This window comes from Streptomyces sp. NPDC029151 (assembly GCF_055564315.1).
Genome location: NZ_JBVHWQ010000002.1, coordinates 232,704 through 252,066, shown reverse-complemented (window position 1 = coordinate 252,066; position 19,363 = coordinate 232,704). Strand labels below are relative to the sequence as shown.

Here is a 19,363-nt window from a genome sequence, read left to right as displayed (position 1 = left end):
ACGGCGGGAACCGCCTCCACGCGCGCGTGCCCGGCCGGCAGACCTCAGTCCCGCTCGCACACGAAGATCGCCGTGCCCGGGATCAGGTTGCCGCGCAGCGGCGACCAGCCGCCCCACTCCGCGGTGTTCCAGGCCGGCCACTCCGGCTCCACCAGGTCCACCAGCCGGAAACCCGCGGCCACGACGTCCCGCACCCGGTCGCCGACCGTCCTGTGGTGCTCCACGTACACCGCACGGCCCTGCTCGTCCTGCTCGACGTAGGGCGTGCGGTCGAAGTACGACGAGGAGACCGACAGTCCCTCCGGACCGGGCTCGTCCGGGAACGCCCAGCGGATCGGATGCGTCACCGAGAACACGAACCGGCCGCCCGGCCGGAGCACCCGGCGCACCTCGCGCAGCACCAGCCGCGGATCGGCGACGAACGGCAGCGCTCCGTACGCGGAGCACGCCAGGTCGAACGAGCCGTCCCGGAACGGCAGCGCTCCGGCGTCGGCACAGACCAGCGGAAACGATCCGCCGATCCGCAGCGCGTGCTGCAGCTGGCGGTGCGAGAGGTCCAGCGCCACCGGCCGCGCCCCCTGGGCGGCCAGCCAGCGCGCGCACTGCGCAGCGCCCGCGCCGATCTCCAGGACCTCCTTGCCCTTCAGCTCCTCGACCGGGCCGAGCAGCTCCGCCTCCAGCTCGTCCAGCCCCTCCGGGCCCCACACGAAGCGGTCGTCGCCGAGGAACGTGCCGTGCTCGGTCTGGTACTCGTCCGCGTTGCGGTCCCACCAGCCCCGGTTCGCCCGGGCGCTCTCCGTGACGTCCGCGTCACGCCGGGTGGCCTGCGGCTCGAACCCCTCGAACCCCTCGGGTTCGTACGCTTCCGGCTCTTGGATGATCGGCTCCCTCGTCGTACTCTTCCGTCCACCGCCGGGGACCCGCGCGTAGGGATCCCATGGGCCCGCGTGGCCTGTTGGGACGTTTCTTCTGCCTGGAATGCGGTGATCCGTCCCGGGTGTGCGCCTTCGCGCATTGACCATGTCCGGCCGCCCCCGTATGCTACAAGTTGCGCTGCGGGCCTGCGCACCTCAGACGTAGCAGGCTGCGCTCGCATCTGTTGTATGTCCCCTCGGTTGTCGAGGCGCCATCACCAGTTTCCTGGTGGGGCGCTTCCTTGGCTGTCCGGCTTCTGCAGAGCGAAACGGGCTCCCGGCGTAAGCAGTACCTACGACTTCAATGTCCGTACCGGAGCCCTTTCCCACATGACGAGCAGCACCGAGACCACCGCCACCACCCCGCAGGTAGCGGTCAACGACATCGGTAACGAGGAAGCCTTCCTCGCCGCGATCGACGAGACGATCAAGTACTTCAACGACGGCGACATCGTCGACGGCGTCATCGTGAAGGTCGACCGGGACGAGGTCCTGCTCGACATCGGTTACAAGACCGAAGGCGTTATCCCGAGCCGCGAGCTCTCGATCAAGCACGACGTCGACCCCAACGAGGTCGTCGCCGTCGGTGACGAGATCGAGGCCCTGGTCCTCCAGAAGGAGGACAAGGAAGGCCGCCTGATCCTCTCGAAGAAGCGCGCCCAGTACGAGCGTGCCTGGGGCACCATCGAGAAGATCAAGGAAGAGGACGGGATCGTCACCGGTACCGTCATCGAGGTCGTCAAGGGTGGTCTCATCCTCGACATCGGCCTCCGTGGCTTCCTCCCGGCCTCGCTGGTCGAGATGCGCCGCGTCCGCGACCTCCAGCCCTACGTGGGCAAGGAGCTCGAGGCCAAGATCATCGAGCTGGACAAGAACCGCAACAACGTGGTCCTGTCCCGCCGTGCCTGGCTGGAGCAGACCCAGTCCGAGGTCCGCCAGACGTTCCTCACGACCCTCCAGAAGGGTCAGGTCCGCTCCGGCGTCGTCTCCTCGATCGTCAACTTCGGTGCCTTCGTGGACCTGGGTGGCGTCGACGGTCTGGTCCACGTTTCCGAGCTGTCCTGGAAGCACATCGACCACCCGTCCGAGGTTGTCGAGGTCGGCCAGGAGGTCACCGTCGAGGTCCTCGACGTCGACATGGACCGCGAGCGCGTCTCCCTGTCGCTGAAGGCGACCCAGGAAGACCCGTGGCAGCAGTTCGCCCGCACCCACCAGATCGGCCAGGTCGTGCCCGGCAAGGTCACGAAGCTGGTTCCGTTCGGTGCGTTCGTCCGCGTGGACGAGGGCATCGAGGGTCTGGTCCACATCTCCGAGCTGGCCGAGCGCCACGTGGAGATCCCGGAGCAGGTCGTCCAGGTCAACGACGAGATCTTCGTCAAGGTCATCGACATCGACCTCGAGCGTCGTCGCATCAGCCTCTCGCTGAAGCAGGCCAACGAGTCCTTCGGTGCCGACCCGTCGGCGGTCGAGTTCGACCCGACCCTGTACGGCATGGCCGCGTCCTACGACGACCAGGGCAACTACATCTACCCCGAGGGCTTCGACCCCGAGACCAACGACTGGCTCGAGGGTTACGAGAAGCAGCGCGAGGAGTGGGAGCGCCAGTACGCCGAGGCGCAGGCCCGCTTCGAGCAGCACCAGCAGCAGGTCATCAAGTCCCGCGAGGCGGACGCCCAGGCCGCTGCCGAGGGTGGCGACGCCGCCGGTGCGGCTCCGGTCACGGGTGGCGGTTCGTACTCCTCCGAGGGCGCCGACACCTCCGGTGCGCTGGCCTCGGACGAGGCGCTCGCCGCGCTGCGCGAGAAGCTGGCCGGCGGCCAGAGCTGATCGCCAGCCTCAGGGCTTAGCCGCTAGTCGGCTGAGGGGCCGTACCTTTCGAGGTACGGCCCCTCGGTGTTTTCCGGGGTGCGGGGCTTCTGTGAGGCGGGCTCCCGGGCGGCGGGGTTTTCGGACGGCGGCGTCTTCGGGCCAGGGGGGTGCTCGGGGCACGAAATGTCCGGGCCGGGTGTCCGGGACGGGTGTCCGGGACGGGTGTTCGGGCCGGGTGTTCGGGACGCGGGACGTTCGGGACACGGGGTGTGCGGGGTACGGGCCAGGTGACGGGTCGTCACCATGGGGCGGAAGAGATCGCTGATCAGCGGCGTGTCGCGGGAATTCCGCTGTTCCAGGGCGCGTTGTCCATGAGGAACACGAGGAGGAGCGGTCACAGTGCTTGATCCGCAGGGTTTGTACGCATGGGAGCCGAAGGGCCTCGCCGTGGTCGACATGGCGCTCGCCCAGGAGTCGGCCGGCCTTGTCATGCTCTACCACTTCGACGGATACATCGACGCGGGTGAGACCGGCGACCAGATCGTCGACCGGCTGCTCGACTCACTGCCCCACCAGCTCGTGGCCCGGTTCGACCACGACCGGCTCGTGGACTACCGGGCCCGCCGGCCCCTGCTGACCTTCAAGCGGGACCGCTGGACCGACTACGAAACCCCGGCCATCGAGGTCCGCCTCGTCCAGGACACCACCGGTGCCCCCTTCCTGCTGCTCTCCGGGCCCGAGCCGGACGTGGAGTGGGAGCGGTTCGCGGCGGCGGTGCGGCAGATAGTGGAGCGGCTCGGCGTGCGCCTCTCCGTGAACTTCCACGGCATCCCCATGGGCGTCCCGCACACCCGCCCGGTGGGCCTGACCCCGCACGGCAACCGCACCGACCTGGTCCCCGGCCACCGCAGCCCCTTCGAGGAGGCACAGGTACCGGGCAGCGCCGAGTCGCTGGTCGAGTACCGCCTGATGGAAGCCGGGCACGACGTCCTGGGTGTCGCCGCCCACGTCCCGCACTACATCGCCCGGTCCCCCTACCCGGACGCCGCGCTGACCGTCCTGGAGGCCATCACGGCCGCCACCGGCCTGGTCCTGCCCGGCGTCGCCCACTCCCTGCGCACCGACGCGCACCGCACCCAGACCGAGATCGACCGGCAGATCCAGGAGGGCGACGAGGAGCTGACCGCACTCGTCCAGGGCCTTGAGCACCAGTACGACGCCGCGGCCGGCGCCGACACCCGGGGCAACATGCTCGCCGAACCCGTGGAGATCCCCTCGGCCGACGAGATCGGGCAGGAGTTCGAGCGCTTCCTGGCGGAACGGGAAGGCGACAACTGACCTCCGCCGGTTCCGCCGGCGGAGACAGGGCCTAAGCTTCCGCTCATGCTGACAGTGGGCCTGACCGGCGGGATCGGCGCCGGCAAGAGCGAGGTGTCGCGGCTGCTCGTGGAGCACGGGGCCGTGCTGATCGACGCGGACCGCATCGCGCGCGAGGTCGTGGCGCCCGGCACACCCGGGCTCGCGGCCGTCGTCGATGCCTTCGGGACCGAGGTCCTCGCCGCCGACGGCAGCCTGGACCGGCCCCGGCTCGGCTCGATCGTCTTCACCGACCCCGAGAAGCTCGCCGTCCTGAACTCGATCGTGCACCCGCTGGTGGGCGCCCGGTCCCGCGAGCTGGAGAGCGCCGCGACCGAGGACGCCGTCGTCGTCCACGACGTGCCCCTGCTCACGGAGAACGGTCTCGCCCCGCTCTACGACGTCGTGATCGTCGTCGACGCCCGTCCCGAGACCCAGCTCGACCGGCTGGTGCGGCTGCGCGGGATGACCGAGGAGGACGCACGCGCGCGCATGGCCGCGCAGGCGACCCGCGAGCGGCGCCGGGAGATCGCGGACATCGTGATCGACAACGACGTACCCCTGGACGCGCTGAGGAAGCGCGTCGCCGAGGTGTGGGACGACCTCGTGCGCCGGGCGCGGAAGGACACCCCGGGCGCGGAATAGCTGTCCGTTGCGGGGCGTTGAACCGGTCCAGCAAGGGAAGGACTCAGCCGTGCCCGAGACCAGCGGTTCCACCGGACGTACGCCGGAAACGCATGTCATCGACTTCCGTGCGGCTGAGCAACTGCTCAACGCGCGGGACCCGCGGGGCGCGGTGAAACTGCTCGACGGAGTCATCGCCGCGCACCCCGAGAACACCGCCGCCCGGCTGCTGCGCGCCCGCGCCTTCTTCGCGGCGGCGCAACTGCGGCCCGCCGAGCTGGAATTCACCATCGTGCTGGAACGGGAACCGGACAACGCGTTCGCCCACTTCGCACTGGCCCGCACCTACGAGCGCCAGGGCCGCCCCGAGCAGGCCAAGCGCCACTTCCGGCTGGCGGCGGCCCTCGATCCGAACCCGGAGTACCTGAAGGCGGCACGCTTCGACACCTGACGGCGGGGCGGGGACGGTCAAACGGTGCGGTGGGACGGGGGCGGTCGGGCGGTGCGGTGCGACGGATGGCTTCACGCCCGTCGCCGGGCCGCCGGGCGTGCACGGCTCGCGGACCGGCCGCGCGGCGGATGGGCCGCGGCTCCCCGCCGGGCGGGGCGGCCGACGGACGGGCAGCCGATCGGCGCCGGCGTCGGCGCGGCGGATGCCGGCGGCCGGCGGTGCCACGGGCGGACGCGAGGCCGGTCGCGGGGCCGTCCGGCCGGTTGCCGGGGCCGCAGGCCGCACACCGCCGGCCGGCGACGCACGGCGGCGGCTCGCCGGTCATGGATGACGGTGCCTCGGCGGCCCCGGATACGGCGGTCCGTCCTCCGGTGGCCGGTACGGCGGTACGTCGCGGCCCGGCTGGTAGTGCGGGCCCTGGCGGATGTGCCGGAGGACCACGGCCATGTCGACGCTGACCAGCAGCCACAGCACCCCGCAGGCCGCCGCCCAGCCGGGGCGGCCCACCAGCGCGAACGCCACCGTGCCGAAGGCCGCCCAGAGCAGCCCCCACACACTCAGCCAGAACCGTGCCCGCAGCGCACTGCGCGCGGTCGCCGGTTCACTGCCCGTACGCATCCGGACCACCACTCCTCTCTCACAACGTACTCTCCCCTGGGGGTCATGTGCTGCCGGACACCGACGAGCTGGCCGAGGTCCTGCTCGACCTCGCGGTACCTCACGAGGACGTCAACGTCCTGGTACGGATGCGCCGCAGGGTGACGGACGACCCGGAGCTGCGACAGCTCCTGGAGGCGTCGGTCGGGCAGCTGGCCGACGCGGTGGGCCGGCTCGGGGGTGAGGTCGACCTGCCCGAACTGGACTGGGCGTCGGGCCCTCTCCAGCGCTGCTTCCCCGCGTACGTGTTCGTCGCGACGCTGCCGTACACGCGCGCGTACCATCGCGAACGCGGCATCCCGGCCGACGTCTCCCGGCGCACCCTCGCCGACCTGGGGCGCAACATGGCCGCGCATCGCAGGCAGTACGGCCGGGCGGGGGTGCAGGCTCCGCGGTGGCTCACCCGCCACTTCTGCGGGGAGCTGTACCAGCTGGGGCGGCTGCAGTTCGAACGGACGCGGCTACGCAAGTGGACGGCGGCCGCCCTCGCCCCGGCGGGGCTCCAGGCGGAGCCGGGCGCGTTCTCACTGACCCTGCACATCCCCGACTTCCTCGGGCCGCTCACCCCGGCAGCATGCGACCGGTCCCTCACACTGGCCCGGGACTTCTTCGCCCGGCACTATCCGGACGAGCGGTTCGAGTTCGCGACCTGCCACTCCTGGCTGCTCGACCCCCAGCTCAAGGAGTACCTGGCCGCCGACTCCCACATCCTGCTCTTCCAGGAGCGGTTCCGCATCGCCCGGCAGGACGCGGAACCGGCCGACACCGAGCCCGTCCGGTTCGTCTTCGGGGACCCGGACCTGCCGGTCGCCCAGCTGCCCCGGCGCACGTCCGTGGAACGGGCCATCGGCGACCACCTGCGGGCGGGCGGCCACTGGTACATCGGGCACGGATGGTTCCCGCTGCTGGAGAAATGACTCGAACGAGTGAACCAGGGCGGGAGGGGAACGGGCTTGCCACGGCCGTCCGTTGATCAGGCATGACGGTTGACATGCGTGAGGGACACGAGGGCACGGGGCCCGGTGCGATCACCCCGGACGGCTGCGCGGTCGAGCTGTACGCACGGCTGCCGGTCGGCGACGAACCGGACATCATCGCCGCGGCGGTACCGGCCGGGGCGCACATCCTGGAACTGGGCAGCGGGGTGGGCCGGGTGACCCACCCCCTGATCGAACGGGGCTTCACGGTCACGGCGGTGGACGAGTCCGCCGAGATGCTGGCCCGGGTCCGCGGAGCGCGCACGATATGCGGCCCCGTCGAAGACCTCGACCTGGGCGAGAAGTTCGACGTGGTGATGCTCGCGTCCTTCCTGGTGCACGCCGGTGACGAGGAGGTGCGCAGGGGCCTGCTGCGCACCTGTGTCCGGCATGTCGCCGACGGCGGCTGCGTGCTCATCCAGCGCGAGGGCCCGGACTACCACACCAACGTGCCCAGGGAACGGGTGGATCCGAGCGGCTTCACCGTGCGGATCGCCTCCGTGGAGCCGGCCGGGGAGGGGGTGAACTCGGTCCACGCGGAGTATGTGTTCCCGGACGCGGTCTGGACCCAGACGTTCCTGGCCAGACCCCTGACGAAGGACCAGTTCGAGTCGGCGCTGGCGGAGGCGGGGCTGGAAGTGGACGCGTATCTGACACCGGACGGGATGTGGGTGAGGGCGGTACCGATGGCGTAGGAGCACGCGCTCGTTCAGGACACGCCGACGACCGGCGGCGGGAAGTGCCGAGCCGACTCCAGCCCGGTGGCGGCGCGTCGGTTCACCGACCGCGGGACCGCCCACCGGAACCACCGGCCCCGAAGCCACCATGACCACCGGACCCACGGCGGCCACCGGAACCGCCGGAAGCCCGTCGTCCACCGCGTCCGCCTCGATCCCGGGACGCATCAGCCACGCCGGACGCACCAGGCCCGCCGGATCCACCAGCCCCGCCCGACCCGCCACGGCCGCCCGCCCCGGCGGAGCCGCCCGGGCCGCTGAAACCGGGGAGACCGGCGAAGCCTGTGGGGGTGCCGGGCCCGGCGAGGCCGCGGAGGCGTTCCAGCTCGCGGCGGTCCCGCTTGGTGGGGCGGCCGGTACCGCGGTCGCGCAGACCGACGGGGACGACGGCCTCGCGAGGCGGGGGCGGAGGGGAGTTGTCGATGTAGCACTGGACGGCCACGGGAGCGCCGACCCGTTTGCGGATCAGGCGCTTGACGATCACGACCCGTTCCCGGCCCTCGTGCCGGAGCCGTACCTCGTCGCCGATGCGCACGGAGTGGGCGGGCTTCACCCGCTCGCCGTTCACGTGCACATGCCCGCCCCGGCAGGCGGTGGCGCCGAGGGAACGGGTCTTGATCAGACGGACGGCCCAGATCCAGCTGTCGATGCGCACGGTCTCGCCGTCGGCGGGAGCGGCGGCCTCGGCGGCGGCCACCGCTGCGGCGATCTCGGGGGCGAGCGGCTGGTCGGCGGCGGGGCTCCTGCCACCCGGCGCGCCGGTTCCCTCGCCGGTCGCACGGCCCACGTTCTCGTCCGCATCCTCGGAAGCCATGTCCCGACCTTAACGCCCCGGGGCCACCGATCCGGAAGCGTTTTCGCGGCAGCCGCACGTCCCGCTCCCGTACATACCTCCCGCCCCCGCACAGGGGTCGACCACCTCCGGGGCATACCGTGGCCGTATGGACGACAGCAGTGCCCTCGCCCGGCTCGACCGGCGCGTCGCGGACTGCCGGGCCTGCCCCCGGTTGGTCGAGTGGCGCGAGGAGGTGGCCCGTACGAAGCGGGCCGCGTTCGCCGACTGGACGTACTGGGGGCGGCCGGTGCCCGGCTTCGGTCCGGCCGACGCCAGGCTGGTGATCATCGGGCTGGCCCCGGCGGCGCACGGCGGGAACCGTACCGGCCGCATGTTCACCGGCGACCGTTCGGGAGACGTGCTGTACCAGGCGCTGTACGACGTGGGGCTCGCCTCGCAGCCCACCGCCGTCACGGCCGATGACGGGCTGGAGTTGTACGGCGTGCGGGTCACCGCGCCCGTGCACTGTGCGCCGCCTGCCAATAAGCCCACCCCCGGGGAGCGCGACACCTGCCGCCCCTGGCTGGTCCAGGAGCTGACGCTGCTCCGGCCGACGCTGCGGGCCGCGGTCGTGCTCGGCGCCTTCGGCTGGCAGGCCGCGCTGCCCGCGTTCGCGGAGGCGGGCTGGACCGTGCCCCGCCCCCGCCCGGCCTTCGCCCACGGCACCCGGGTGGCACTCGACGGCCTGGACCTCTTCGGCTGCTTCCACGTCAGCCAGCGCAACACCTTCACCGGCCGGCTCACCGCCGACATGCTCCGTGAGGTGCTGCGCACGGCGGGGGAGGCGGCCGGGCTGTCGTAGGGCGCGCGGACGCGGGCGGGCCCGCCCCGCCGGCCGACGCCCCGCCCCTCGACGACCCCCTCGACGACGAGCTGGCCTGGCTGCCCGGACGCCGGTGACCGGGAGCCGGTGGCTGGAAGCCGGTGACCCGGGGCCGGTGGCTGGTGACCCGGGGGCCGGGGGCGGGGGCGGGTGGCCGGTGACCCGGGGGTCGGGGATCGGGGCCCGGTGCGCGGGTGGCGGGTGGCCGAGGTGACGCGACGCGGACTCACCGCCCGGCGCGAGCCGTTGGCGCGGATCGCGAGGTGCTCGCCGTTATTTCGGGCGCGGACTTCGGGCCGGTCCGCCACGCTGGGCGTATGCAGCATCCGTCCCCCGGTGATCGGCCCTCAGGCGGCCAGTCTCCTGGCAGCTCGTCTCCCGGCGCCCAGCCCTCCGGCGGCCAGTCTCCTGGCACCCAGCCCTCAGGCGGCCAGTCTCCTGGCAGCCCGTCTCCTGACACCCAGCCCTCCGGCGGCCAGCCTCCTGGCAGCCCGTCTCCCGGCACCCAGCCCTCCGGCGGCCAGTCTCCTGGCACCCAGCCCTCAGGCCGGCAGTCCCCTGGCAGCCCCTCTTTCGGCCTCCACTCTTCCGACGCCGACTTCCTCGACGCCACCGCCGACCGACTGGCCGCCCTGCCCACCGTCCGGGCCGTGGCCCTCGGCGGTTCCCGTGCCGAGGGCACCCACCGGTCGGACAGCGACTGGGACCTGGCCGTCTACTACCGCGGCCCCTTCGACCCCGACGACCTGCGCGCCGTCGGCTGGCCGGGCGAGGTCTCCGGCATAGGCGGCTGGGGCGGTGGTGTCTTCAACGGCGGAGCCTGGCTGACGATCGACGGGCGCCGGGTCGACGTGCACTACCGGGACCTGGACGTCGTCGAGCACGAGCTGGCCGAGGCGGAGGAGGGCCGTTTCCGGGTGGAGCCGCTGCTGTTCCACCTGGCCGGCATCCCCACCTACCTGATCGTGGCCGAACTGGCCCTGAACCAGGTGCTGCGCGGCGACCTCCCGCGCCCGGCCGCCTATCCGCCCGCGCTCCGCCGCACCGCCTTCGACCGCTGGTCCGGCACCGCCCACGCCACCCTCGCCTACGCCAAGGCCCACCACGCCCCGCGCGCCCGCCTCACCGAAACCGCCGGAGCCCTCGCCACAGCCGCCACCCAGTCCGCCCACGCCGTCCTCGCGGCCCGCGGCGCATGGGTGACGAACGAGAAGCGACTGCTGGAGCGGGCCGGGCTGCGCGGGATCGACGCGGTCGTGGGTGCCCTGAGTCCCGAGCCCGGCGCCCTCACCGCCGCCGTCGCCGAAGCGGAGGAGATCATCGACAGGGCGTTGCGTCCACGAGGTGGTGCGCCGGGGAACCGGGCATTGCGTTCATAAAGAAAGCGCCCCGAGCGACAGCTTTCACACCGGTGAAACGTGAGCGTCCCGTTTGCGCAGGGAACGCGTTCTACCGTGGGAGCACATCCACCGGCCACCGTCGTCCGAAGGCCCACCCCGCCCTCGTATGAACAGGAGCCCTGTGTCCCGGCCCGCCGTACCCCTCTGGCTCGCCCATGCCTTCCGTGCCCAGCGCGGACCCGTTCCCTGGAGCGCGGTCTGCCGGGGTGCGCTGGCCGCCGGGCCGTTGCTGCTGGCCGGGATGCTCGGTGGCCGCCCGGCCACCGGCATGCTCGCCGCCATCGGCGCAATGCTCGCTGGGATCAACGACCGGCCCGGCAGCCGACGGGCCTCCGTGAAGCGGCTCGGGGTGCCCGCGGCGGCGGGGACGCTGGGGCTGCTCCTGGGGACGTACGCAGGGCAGGGACTGGCCGCCGTACCGCTGACCCTGGCGCTCACCGCGCTGGGACTGGTCGCCGGTGGCGTCAGCGCCGTCGGACCCGTCGCCTCCGCCGCGGGCACCCAGCTGCTCGTCGCCGCGGCCGTCGGTGCCGGGATGCCGGCCGCCGAGAGCGGCTGGCAGCGGGCCCTGGCCTTCCTGGCCGGCGCCGGCTGGCTGCTGGTGCTGCGGCTGGTCCTGCCCACCCCGGGCTCGATCGCCGGTGATTTCCGCTTCGACGGGGAGCGGCAGGCGGTCGCCGACGTGTACGAGGCGATCGCCGCGCTCGTCTCCGCCGTCGGTGGTGAGCACGCCACCGCCCGGCGGGCCGCGCTCACCGCCGCGCTCGACCACGCCCAGGACGCCCTCGCCGGGCCCCGGCTGCGCCGCCACGCCGGCTCGGCCGCGGAACGACGGCTGCACGCCCGGTTCGCGGCGGCTCTGCCCCTCGCCGAGGCCGCCACCGCCCTGTACTGGGCCGGGGAGCCCGTGCCCGCGCGGGCGGCCGAGGGGCCCCGGCGGCTCGCCGCCGCCGTGCGCGGCGACACCGGCACCGGTCCGCTGCCCGCCCCGCACCTCCCGCACGCCCGGCTGCGCTCACGCGGCGGTACACCGATGGTGCCCGCCCTGCGTGCGCTGGACGACGCCCTGCTGCGCGCCGCCGGGGCCTTCGACGGCGGCGAGGGCGCCCACCAAGGGCTCCTCGGCCGGCGCCGGGACGTCCGGCACGCGCTGCGGGCCGCGCTCGGCCCGGGCGGCCGCGAGTACGGGCTGCGCGTCGCCCTCTGCTTCGGCGCCAGTGCCGCCATCGCCCAGGCCCTGCACCAGACCCGCTGGTACGGGCCGCACACCCACTGGTACTGGCTGCCCGCCACCACCGTCTTCCTCGTCAAGCCCGACCTCGGCCCGCTCGCCTCGCGCGTGCTGTGCCGCGCCGCCGGGACCGTGCTCGGCGCGCTGGTCTTCGCCGGCCTCACCGCGCTGCTGCCCCACCCGGCGGGCCTGATCGCACTGGTCGGGGTGTGCGGCGCGCTCGTACCGGTCGCCACCCGGCACTTCGCCGCGCTCACCGCCGTCGTCACCGTCCTCGTCCTCGCCCTGGTCATGGCCGGCGGCGAGCCGCAGGCCTCGGTCAGCCGGATCGGCGAGACCCTGCTGGCCTGCGCGCTCGTCCTGGTCGTGGGGCACCTGCCGATGCCGGGGGAGCGGGGCGGCGGGGTCCGGGCCCGGCTCACCGCGGCCGGCGGCGCCGCGCACGCCTACCTCCTGCACGTCCTCGGCGAGTCCGGCGACCGCGCCGAGCGGTGGGCACTGCGCCGCGAGGCCTACCGCGCCCTCGCCGAGGCCCGCACCGCCATCGCGGTCGCCTCCGCCGAACTGCCCGCCCTCGCCCGGCACACCGAGGGCACGGACGCCGTCGCCGAAGCGCTGGAACGCCTCGTGGACACCACCACGGCCTGCGCCGTGCACCTGGACGACACCGGCCGGCTCACCCCGCGTCACCTCGCCCGACTGCGCGAGGCGCTGGGGGAACTGGAGCAGCGGGGGATGCGGGTGCCGTTGCCGGCCGCCGCGTAGCCGTGCCGGCCGGTCCGCCCCGCCGTGCGACAGGGCCGTGACCGGATGGCCGGTCCGGTGCACAGCCACGGTACGAGGGGGCCGTACGGTGGGCTCATGAGTGCCGTCGGACCCCTCAGCGCCTCTCCCGCCGATCTGGTCATCACCGGTTGCACGGTCCTGGTGCACGAGGCACGGGGAGACCACGGACGCCGAGGAGACGGCGGAGATCGCGAGGAACGCGGCGACCCCGGCGACCACAGCGATCGCGGCGATCACGGAGATCACGGAGATCACGGAGATCACGGAGATCACGGAGACCGCGGGTACGGCGGAGGGAGGGCGGGGGAGGAGGAACGGATCGGTTTCCGCGAGGAGGCCGCGATCGTCGTCCGGGGCCGGGTGATCGACACGGTGACGACGGCCGCCGCCGCGCGGGACGTGCCGGCCCGGACGCGGATCGAGGCGCGCGGCCAGGTGGCGCTGCCCGGGCTGATCAACTGCCATACGCACGCGCCGATGACCGCGCTGCGCGGGCTGGCCGAGGACCTGCCGACCGAGGAGTGGTTCAACGACGTCGTCTGGCCCGTCGAGAGCAACCTCACCGAGCGGGACGTGGAGCTGGGGGCCCGGCTGGCCTGCGCCGAGATGATCCGGGGCGGGGTGACCTGCTTCGCCGACCACTACTTCCACATGGACACGGTCGCCGACGTCGTCGCCGAGTGCGGCCTGCGCGCCCACCTCGGCGAGACCTACTTCTCCAGCCAGGGGCCCCGAGCGCGGGAGGCGGCACTGGAGTTCGCGCTCCGGCGGCGCGGTGCCGCCGACGGCCGTATCACCACCGCCCTCGCCCCGCACGCCCCCTACACCGTCAGCGACGCCGACCTCACCGCCACCGCCGAGCTCGCCCGCGCGCACGGCCTCCCCGTCCACCTCCACGCCGCCGAGAACCGCGACCAGACCGACACCAGCCTCGCCCGGTACGGCCGTACCCCCATCGAGGTCCTCGACCGCACCGGACTCCTCGACACCGACCTGCTCATCGCCCACGGCACCGGCATCGTGGAACGGGACCTGCCGTTGCTGGCGCGCACGGGCGGCCGTACGGCCGTGGCCACCGCTCCCCGCGGCTACCTCAGGTTCGCCTGGCCGACCACCACCCCGGTGCGGGCCCTGCGCGCGGCCGGTGTCCCCGTGGGCCTCGCCACGGACGGCGCCGCCTCCAACAACTCCCTCGACGTGTGGGAGACGATGGCGCTGACCTCCCTGGTCCAGAAGTCCACCGAGGGAGACCCGCGCTGGCTGACGTCCCGCCAGGCCCTGCACCACGCCACCGTGCAGAGCGCCCGCGCGGTCGGCCTCGGGGACCGGATCGGCACCCTCGCGCCCGGCCGGCGCGCCGACATCGTCCTGGTCGATCTCACCGGCCCGCACACGCAGCCGGTCCACGACCTCGCCGCCACCCTCGTGCACAGCGCCCGCGCCGCCGACGTCCGCACCACCGTCGTCGACGGCCGTGTGCTGATGCGCGACCGCGAACTCCTCACTCTCGACGTGCCCGCGGTCGTACGGGAACTGACGGGCCGGCTGCCCACGCTGACCGCGCGCGCCCACGGTCGCCGGGTCCAGCGGTACGACACCTGAGCCCCCGCCGACCGGCCGGAAATCGTGCCTGCCGAGACCGGCCGAAAAAATCTCCCTGCCCTTCGATGAGTTCCGCGCCTGCCGGCGGTCACCACCCCGAACCGACCAGAACCACCGGGCAGGAGGGCACATGTCGCTTCCGGAGATCGTCTCGCGTGAGCAGTGGCGCGCCGCGCGCGAGGAGTTGCTGCGCAAGGAGGAGGCGGTCAGACGGGCGCGGGACATCCTGGGCGCCGAGCGCCGGCGGCTGCCCATGGTCGAGGTCGACCCGGAATACGTCTTCGAGGGCGGCGACGGCAAGGCCACCCTGCTCGACCTCTTCGAGGGGCGGACCCAGCTCGTCGTCCACCACTTCATGTTCGCCCCGGAGTGGGAGACCGGCTGCCCCTGCTGCGCCGCCTTCCTCGACCAGGTCGGCCACCTCGCCCACCTGCGCGCCCGGAACACGTCCTTCGCTGCCGTCTCCCGGGCGCCGTTCACCCGGATCCTGCCCTTCAAGGCGCGGATGGGCTGGGCGGTGCCCTGGTACTCCTCGGCGCACAGCGACTTCAACCGGGACTTCGAGGCCACTGTCGACACGGGCGGCGACCTGGTCGAACGCCCCGGTCTCAGCTGCTTCCTGCGCGACCACGACCGGGTCTTCCACACCTACTCGGTGTACGACGACGGGATGGACGGACTGGGCACCACCTCGGCCCTGCTCGACCTCACCGCCCTCGGTCCCCGCCCGACGGGCAGCGACCGGCTTCGGCTGCACGACGAGTACGACTCCTGACGTATTCGGTACCGGAGGTGATACGGAGGGTGCGGTTCGTGTCACAAGGTGAACGGATCCTCACGGTCCGCCCCGACCTCGTGTCGGCAATGTCTCAGTAGCGTCACTGAGCGAGGCGATTGCGGTCTCCAAGGCGTTAACTCCTACACGGACGACGCTCTCTGGAGGTGCGAGATGGTGAACGGGCGAACGGTGCTCGAACGCTTTCCCGCCGGTAGCCCGCGCGGCTCCTGGCCCGCGGAGGAGTTCGCGCACGCGCGGCGCCTGGAGGGCCTGCCCGCCGAGGTCGTCATGGACCTCGCGACGGACACCTTCCTGGTGATCGTCCGCGGCGGCGACTCCGCGGAATGATGCCGTCCGCGACGCTGAGGCCGGGCGCGGCGCCGGGGCCGGTCCGCTTCAGGCCGGTGTCGGGGTTCAGGCCGGTCTGGGGGCCGGTACCCGCGTCGTGAACTGCTGCGCCTGCAGCGTGTACAGGTCGGCGTAGACACCACCCCTGGCCAGCAGTTCCTCCGGCGTGCCGGACTCCACCAGCTTGCCGTGCTCCAGTACGTGCACCAGGTCGGCGTGCCGGACCGAGGCCAGCCGGTGGGTGATCAGGACGACCGTCTGACCGCCGCCCGCCAGTGCCCGGATCTTCTCGAACACCTCCAGCTCGGCCCGCGCGTCCAGTGCCGCCGTCGGCTCGTCCACGATCAGGATGCTGCCGCGCCGGTAGGCCGCCCGGGCGATGCCGAGCCGCTGCCACTGACCGCCGGACAGCTCGTGCCCGCCGCTGAAGTTCCTGGCCAGCAACGTGTCCAGGCCGCGCGGCAGCTCCGCGACGACCTCCTCCGCACCGGCCTCGGCGATCGACGCGGCCAGCCGCTCCTCGGTCATCGGTGCGGCGGAGCGGCCGACGGCCACGTTCACCCGGGCGGTGAACGGCCAGCGCTTGAAGTCCTGGGCCACCATCGCGATGCGCTCCGCGAGCAGCCGCCGGTCCGTGCGCGCGGCGTCGACCCCGTCCCACAGGATCCGGCCCCGGTCCGGCGTGTACAGCCCCGCGAGCAGCTTGACCAGCGTGGTCTTCCCCGAGCCGTTCTCACCGACGAGCGCGATGATCCGGCCGAGGGGGAGGGTGAGGCTGATGTTGTCGAGGGCGGGGCGGGGGGAGCTGCCGCCCTGGGGACGGTCGGCCGGCTGCTCGTACGCCGACTGCCCGTGCCTCGGCTGCGCGTGCGGCGGCTGCTCGTGGGTGGACCGTTCGTGCGTGGTCCGTTCTCTCGTGGGGGAGTGCTGGTCGGTCGGCTGTTCGCGGGCCGGCTGTTCGTGGGCCGACGGTTCGTGGTCGGGCTGCTCGCGGGGCGGTCGCCCATCGGCCGGGTGCTCGCCGTGCGGGTAACTGAAGGTGACGTTCTCGAAGCGGATCTCCTTCGGATGCTCCGGCAGCGGTTCCCCGCCCACAGGGATGGCCCGCTCGGCCGCCGCGGTGTACATCCGCTGCAGATCCCCCACGAACAGGGCTTCCTCGTGCAACTGGTTGATCTCCACCACCAGGGTGTCGAGGTTCGCCGCACCCGTACGGATCGCGATCACCGCCGTACCCGCCACCGACAGGGCCATCGCCCCGCCCAGCAGCAGCGCGCCCAGCGTCGCGTACGTCGCGAGGGTCGCCACGCCCGTCCAGGCCGCCGCGATCAGACCGGTCCGCGCGGCGAGCCGGGCCAGCCGGGCCTGCTCCGCCTCCGCGGTCTCCGACATGGACCGGTAATGGCGCAGGAGGAACGGCCCCACCCCGTGCACGCGGATCTCGGGCGCGGCGGCCGGCTCGGTGAGCAGGCCGCTGATCAGCTGGCCGGCCCGGGCGTGCTGCACCCAGGTGTGGAAGGACTCGTAGCGGCGCCGGGCGTTGGTCAGCGCGCTCCAGGCGCTGGGCAGGGTCATGGTGACCAGCAGGGGCAGCAGCGCCGGATGCAGCACGGTGAGCACGCTCGCCGCGGCCACCAGCGAGATCATCGCGTTGATCACCCGGGCGCCGTAGCTGATCATGTGCCGGGCGGACCGGGCGCCGTACTGGGCCGTGTCCAGCAGTTTGTGGAAGGCGTGGTCCTCGATCGCGGCCAGCTCGACGTTGGCCGCCCGCTCCAGGTACAGCTCGGTCGCCACCCGCTCCACCTTGGGTTCCAGCCGTCCGGTGGCGTAGGTGGAGGCGGCCCGCAGCAGGGCGGCGACCAGCATCACGACGGCCAGTGCGGCGAGGGCCGGAGCGGCCGCGCGCAGCCGCTGGGCGATGTCGGGGCCGGTGAGCAGCCTGCCGAGCGCCGTGTTCACGGCCAGCAGGCTCACCGCCTGGGCGGCGCCCCTGCCCACCTCGGCGGCCAGCAGCACCCGGGCGGCCCGCGCGTCGGCCTGCCGGGCCAGCCGCAGGCTGGACGCCAGCATCCCGGGCAACTGCGTCGTCATCGCCCGGAAGCTCAGCGCCAGGAAGGCGTCCGCGTGCTGGTTCCAGCCCATGTCGTACCGCAGCGGCCCGCCGAACAGCAGCCGCTCCGACGCCGACACCACGGGCTCGGCGACCTCCCGCCTCTTCCTCACCATGACCTCCCGCACCCCGATGGAACGGCCACTATCGCCGTCGGGGCCGCTGCCCGGCAGGGCGCGAGGGAACGTACGAGGGGCGCGGAAGAAGCGCGTCCCACAGCGGTCGGCCGCGGGGGCGCGACGGCCACGGGCGGGGGAGCGGCAGCCGCGGGCGGGACTCGGCGGCCCCGACGGGGAGCCCGTGGCGGCGAGCGGCGAGCGGCGGGGTGGGGTGGGGTGAGTGGTGGGACGGGGAGCGGTACGGCGGTGGGTGGTGGGTGGTGGGTGAGCGGTGCGGTTACGCCGAGGCGGCCCGCGACCAGTCCGGAGCCGTCCCCGTCACCCGGCACAGGGCCAGGTACAGCGGGATCGGCGGGGTGTACGGAACCGTGCCCTCCGGCCGGTGGATCAGCCGGGCGGTGCCGTTGACCAGGGCGCCGGCGGCGTAGCGGGCCGGGGACGGCCAGGGCAGGGCGTAATCGGAGTCCGACGGAACGATCCACCACCAGTGCGACCCGTCGGTGTACACGCAGCCCACGCGCGGCAGCTTGGGTACGACGAGCGGTCCGAGGCGGTCGGGCACGGCCACGGCGTCACAGCCGAGCGGCGCCGTCATGCCGTCCGGGAGCGACAGCCGGCGCCCCGGCTCCGGGTCCGCCCGGCGGCGTTGCAGCCGGACGAGCGTGTTGAGGCCGAGGGCGTGCTCCTGTCCGGCCCCGGCCCCGACGATCCCATGGGTTCCGTTCGCCCCACCGAGGCGACCGGAGCCGGTCACGGGCTCTCCCCGGGAAGGCGCTGCCCCGGGGCGCGGTAGGTGTGCCGGTCCGGCGGCGCGAAGGCCCGGTGCCGGTCGGGGTGTGCGAAGTTCTGGTGCTGACCGGCGTGGGTGATGTCCCGGTGCTGGTCCGGGTGCCTGGTGTGCCGGTGCTGCTCGGGCACCCGGCGTGGCGGCTGACCGGCGGGAACGTGCCGGTGGTACTCGCCCACCTCGCTCCCGCCCCGCCCCTGCTCTCCGCGCCCGTCCTGCCCGGGCTCCTCGCGCTCGTGGTGCCCCGGGGTCGCCTGCCCGTGCTGCCCCCGCTCCGCTTCCCCGAGCTGCCCCGGCTCCGCCCGCTGCCGTTCCCGCTCCTCCGGCGCCTCTCCGCCGGCCCCGGCCGGACGGTCCTCGTCGGTGTCGTCCGGGCGGCCGGACTTGGGGCGGGCGCCCCAGCCCAGGTCGCCCCGCGGCTCCGCGGTCTCCCCGGCCGTGTCGGTCCGCCGGGGCAGTTCGGCCCACACCAGTAGGCCGGGGCCGTGCTCCTGGGCACCCCAGGCCCGGCACAGCGCGTCCACGAGGAGCAACCCCCTCCCGTGCTCCTCGTCGGGCCGCTGTGGGGACGGGTGGGGTGCGTCAGGAGCACAGCCCTCGTCGTGTACGGCTATGCGCACCGTGTCGTCGTGGTCGTGCAGCTCGCACACGACCCGGTTGCTCATGGTGTGCACGACCGCGTTGGTGACCAGCTCGGATATGACCAGAGCCGCGTTGTCGCAGGTGTCCGCGCAGACCGCCCAGCCGGACAGCCGGGCGTGCGTCAGACGTCTCGCCTGCGCGATGGAACCCGGGTGTGCGGCCAGCTCGAAACGGAACCTGCGCTCGGCGGCAGCCCCCCGGGGGGTCGCTCCCGCCACGGCAGCGAGGCCGGAAGGGCCTGCGGCCGCGTCTGTTCCTAAGGGCGCGGACGGAATCACGCCTGCCACTATCTCCCCGCCGCGGACACTTGGCAAGAGTCACTCTGAAAATTGCAGAGTGCAGTGTGACTCGGTGGGAGGCCGTGGCACACTGCT

General features: G+C 73.3%; 18 protein-coding genes. 12 read left to right on the top strand and 6 right to left on the bottom strand.

From position 1 onward, the window contains the following. Positions 1-44: 44 nt before the first annotated feature. Entirely contained in the window at positions 45-1,022 is a 978-nt protein-coding gene (locus tag ACZ4VF_RS08920; protein WP_467924149.1) for a class I SAM-dependent methyltransferase, read from the bottom strand. A 222-nt stretch (positions 1,023-1,244) separates the two neighbouring features. On the opposite strand from ACZ4VF_RS08920, the gene rpsA reads away from it, so the two are divergent. From rpsA to ACZ4VF_RS08900, 4 genes are all read left to right on the top strand, one after another. Next, a complete protein-coding gene (gene rpsA / locus ACZ4VF_RS08915; RefSeq protein WP_467924147.1) occupies positions 1,245-2,741 on the top strand; it encodes a 30S ribosomal protein S1 in 1,497 nt (498 codons plus the stop codon). Between the two features lie 381 nt (positions 2,742-3,122). After that, a complete protein-coding gene (locus ACZ4VF_RS08910; RefSeq protein WP_467924145.1) occupies positions 3,123-4,061 on the top strand; it encodes a PAC2 family protein in 939 nt (312 codons plus the stop codon). Positions 4,062-4,106: 45 nt separating this feature from the next. Next, positions 4,107-4,724, top strand: a complete 618-nt coding sequence (gene coaE, locus ACZ4VF_RS08905; protein WP_467924143.1) for a dephospho-CoA kinase — start codon at positions 4,107-4,109, stop codon at positions 4,722-4,724. 49 nt (positions 4,725-4,773) lie between these two features. Next, the gene (locus ACZ4VF_RS08900) at positions 4,774-5,154 is read left to right on the top strand and encodes a tetratricopeptide repeat protein (protein ID WP_467924141.1); all 381 of its coding nucleotides are present in this window, start codon (positions 4,774-4,776) and stop codon (positions 5,152-5,154) included. A gap of 321 nt (positions 5,155-5,475) precedes the next feature. Here ACZ4VF_RS08900 and ACZ4VF_RS08895 read toward each other — a convergent pair whose 3' ends face one another. Then, positions 5,476-5,772, bottom strand: coding sequence for a DUF6343 family protein (locus ACZ4VF_RS08895; protein ID WP_467924139.1), 297 nt, complete (start codon positions 5,770-5,772; stop codon positions 5,476-5,478). Positions 5,773-5,819: 47 nt separating this feature from the next. Between ACZ4VF_RS08895 and ACZ4VF_RS08890 the strand changes: the two genes are divergently transcribed. Further along, the gene (locus ACZ4VF_RS08890; RefSeq protein ID WP_467924137.1) at positions 5,820-6,728 is read left to right on the top strand and encodes an acyltransferase domain-containing protein; all 909 of its coding nucleotides are present in this window, start codon (positions 5,820-5,822) and stop codon (positions 6,726-6,728) included. 74 nt (positions 6,729-6,802) lie between these two features. Next, complete coding sequence (locus ACZ4VF_RS08885) at positions 6,803-7,483, top strand: class I SAM-dependent methyltransferase (protein ID WP_467924135.1); 681 nt, start codon at positions 6,803-6,805, stop codon at positions 7,481-7,483. Positions 7,484-7,565: 82 nt separating this feature from the next. On the opposite strand, the gene ACZ4VF_RS08880 is transcribed toward ACZ4VF_RS08885, so the two are convergent. After that, positions 7,566-8,339: an RNA-binding S4 domain-containing protein gene (locus ACZ4VF_RS08880; RefSeq protein WP_467924133.1), complete on the bottom strand. Its 774-nt coding sequence runs from the start codon at positions 8,337-8,339 to the stop codon at positions 7,566-7,568. A gap of 127 nt (positions 8,340-8,466) precedes the next feature. On the opposite strand from ACZ4VF_RS08880, the gene ACZ4VF_RS08875 reads away from it, so the two are divergent. From ACZ4VF_RS08875 to ACZ4VF_RS08850, 6 genes are all read left to right on the top strand, one after another. After that, the gene (locus ACZ4VF_RS08875) at positions 8,467-9,162 is read left to right on the top strand and encodes a uracil-DNA glycosylase (protein WP_467924131.1); all 696 of its coding nucleotides are present in this window, start codon (positions 8,467-8,469) and stop codon (positions 9,160-9,162) included. A 644-nt stretch (positions 9,163-9,806) separates the two neighbouring features. After that, positions 9,807-10,562: a nucleotidyltransferase domain-containing protein gene (locus tag ACZ4VF_RS08870; protein ID WP_467925578.1), complete on the top strand. Its 756-nt coding sequence runs from the start codon at positions 9,807-9,809 to the stop codon at positions 10,560-10,562. A gap of 127 nt (positions 10,563-10,689) precedes the next feature. Continuing rightward, the gene (locus tag ACZ4VF_RS08865) at positions 10,690-12,579 is read left to right on the top strand and encodes an FUSC family protein (RefSeq protein ID WP_467924129.1); all 1,890 of its coding nucleotides are present in this window, start codon (positions 10,690-10,692) and stop codon (positions 12,577-12,579) included. A gap of 96 nt (positions 12,580-12,675) precedes the next feature. Further along, positions 12,676-14,202 carry an amidohydrolase gene (locus ACZ4VF_RS08860; protein ID WP_467924127.1) on the top strand — a complete coding sequence of 509 codons (1,527 nt, stop codon included), beginning with the start codon at positions 12,676-12,678 and terminating at the stop codon, positions 14,200-14,202. A 130-nt stretch (positions 14,203-14,332) separates the two neighbouring features. After that, complete coding sequence (locus tag ACZ4VF_RS08855; protein ID WP_467924125.1) at positions 14,333-14,977, top strand: DUF899 domain-containing protein; 645 nt, start codon at positions 14,333-14,335, stop codon at positions 14,975-14,977. Between the two features lie 174 nt (positions 14,978-15,151). Then, positions 15,152-15,328 carry a hypothetical protein gene (locus ACZ4VF_RS08850; RefSeq protein WP_467924123.1) on the top strand — a complete coding sequence of 59 codons (177 nt, stop codon included), beginning with the start codon at positions 15,152-15,154 and terminating at the stop codon, positions 15,326-15,328. A 66-nt stretch (positions 15,329-15,394) separates the two neighbouring features. On the opposite strand, the gene ACZ4VF_RS08845 is transcribed toward ACZ4VF_RS08850, so the two are convergent. From ACZ4VF_RS08845 to ACZ4VF_RS08835, 3 genes are all read right to left on the bottom strand, one after another. Next, positions 15,395-17,557 (bottom strand): ABC transporter ATP-binding protein, encoded by a 2,163-nt coding sequence (locus ACZ4VF_RS08845; protein ID WP_467924121.1) that lies wholly within the window; start codon positions 17,555-17,557, stop codon positions 15,395-15,397. Positions 17,558-17,837: 280 nt separating this feature from the next. Next, the gene (locus ACZ4VF_RS08840) at positions 17,838-18,269 is read right to left on the bottom strand and encodes a hypothetical protein (RefSeq protein WP_467925576.1); all 432 of its coding nucleotides are present in this window, start codon (positions 18,267-18,269) and stop codon (positions 17,838-17,840) included. A gap of 41 nt (positions 18,270-18,310) precedes the next feature. Then, positions 18,311-19,207, bottom strand: a complete 897-nt coding sequence (locus tag ACZ4VF_RS08835; protein ID WP_467924119.1) for an ATP-binding protein — start codon at positions 19,205-19,207, stop codon at positions 18,311-18,313. Between the last annotated feature and the right edge of the window lie 156 nt (positions 19,208-19,363).

Coding starts and splice junctions, on each gene's coding strand:
- ACZ4VF_RS08885 (WP_467924135.1), top strand. CDS start 6,803: ATGCGTGAGGGACACGAGGGCACGGGGCCCGGTGCGATCACCCCGGAC.
- coaE (WP_467924143.1), top strand. CDS start 4,107: ATGCTGACAGTGGGCCTGACCGGCGGGATCGGCGCCGGCAAGAGCGAG.
- ACZ4VF_RS08880 (WP_467924133.1), bottom strand. CDS start 8,339: ATGGCTTCCGAGGATGCGGACGAGAACGTGGGCCGTGCGACCGGCGAG.
- ACZ4VF_RS08845 (WP_467924121.1), bottom strand. CDS start 17,557: ATGGTGAGGAAGAGGCGGGAGGTCGCCGAGCCCGTGGTGTCGGCGTCG.
- rpsA (WP_467924147.1), top strand. CDS start 1,245: ATGACGAGCAGCACCGAGACCACCGCCACCACCCCGCAGGTAGCGGTC.
- ACZ4VF_RS08920 (WP_467924149.1), bottom strand. CDS start 1,022: ATGGTCAATGCGCGAAGGCGCACACCCGGGACGGATCACCGCATTCCA.
- ACZ4VF_RS08875 (WP_467924131.1), top strand. CDS start 8,467: ATGGACGACAGCAGTGCCCTCGCCCGGCTCGACCGGCGCGTCGCGGAC.
- ACZ4VF_RS08865 (WP_467924129.1), top strand. CDS start 10,690: ATGAACAGGAGCCCTGTGTCCCGGCCCGCCGTACCCCTCTGGCTCGCC.
- ACZ4VF_RS08855 (WP_467924125.1), top strand. CDS start 14,333: ATGTCGCTTCCGGAGATCGTCTCGCGTGAGCAGTGGCGCGCCGCGCGC.
- ACZ4VF_RS08895 (WP_467924139.1), bottom strand. CDS start 5,772: ATGCGTACGGGCAGTGAACCGGCGACCGCGCGCAGTGCGCTGCGGGCA.
- ACZ4VF_RS08850 (WP_467924123.1), top strand. CDS start 15,152: ATGGTGAACGGGCGAACGGTGCTCGAACGCTTTCCCGCCGGTAGCCCG.
- ACZ4VF_RS08860 (WP_467924127.1), top strand. CDS start 12,676: ATGAGTGCCGTCGGACCCCTCAGCGCCTCTCCCGCCGATCTGGTCATC.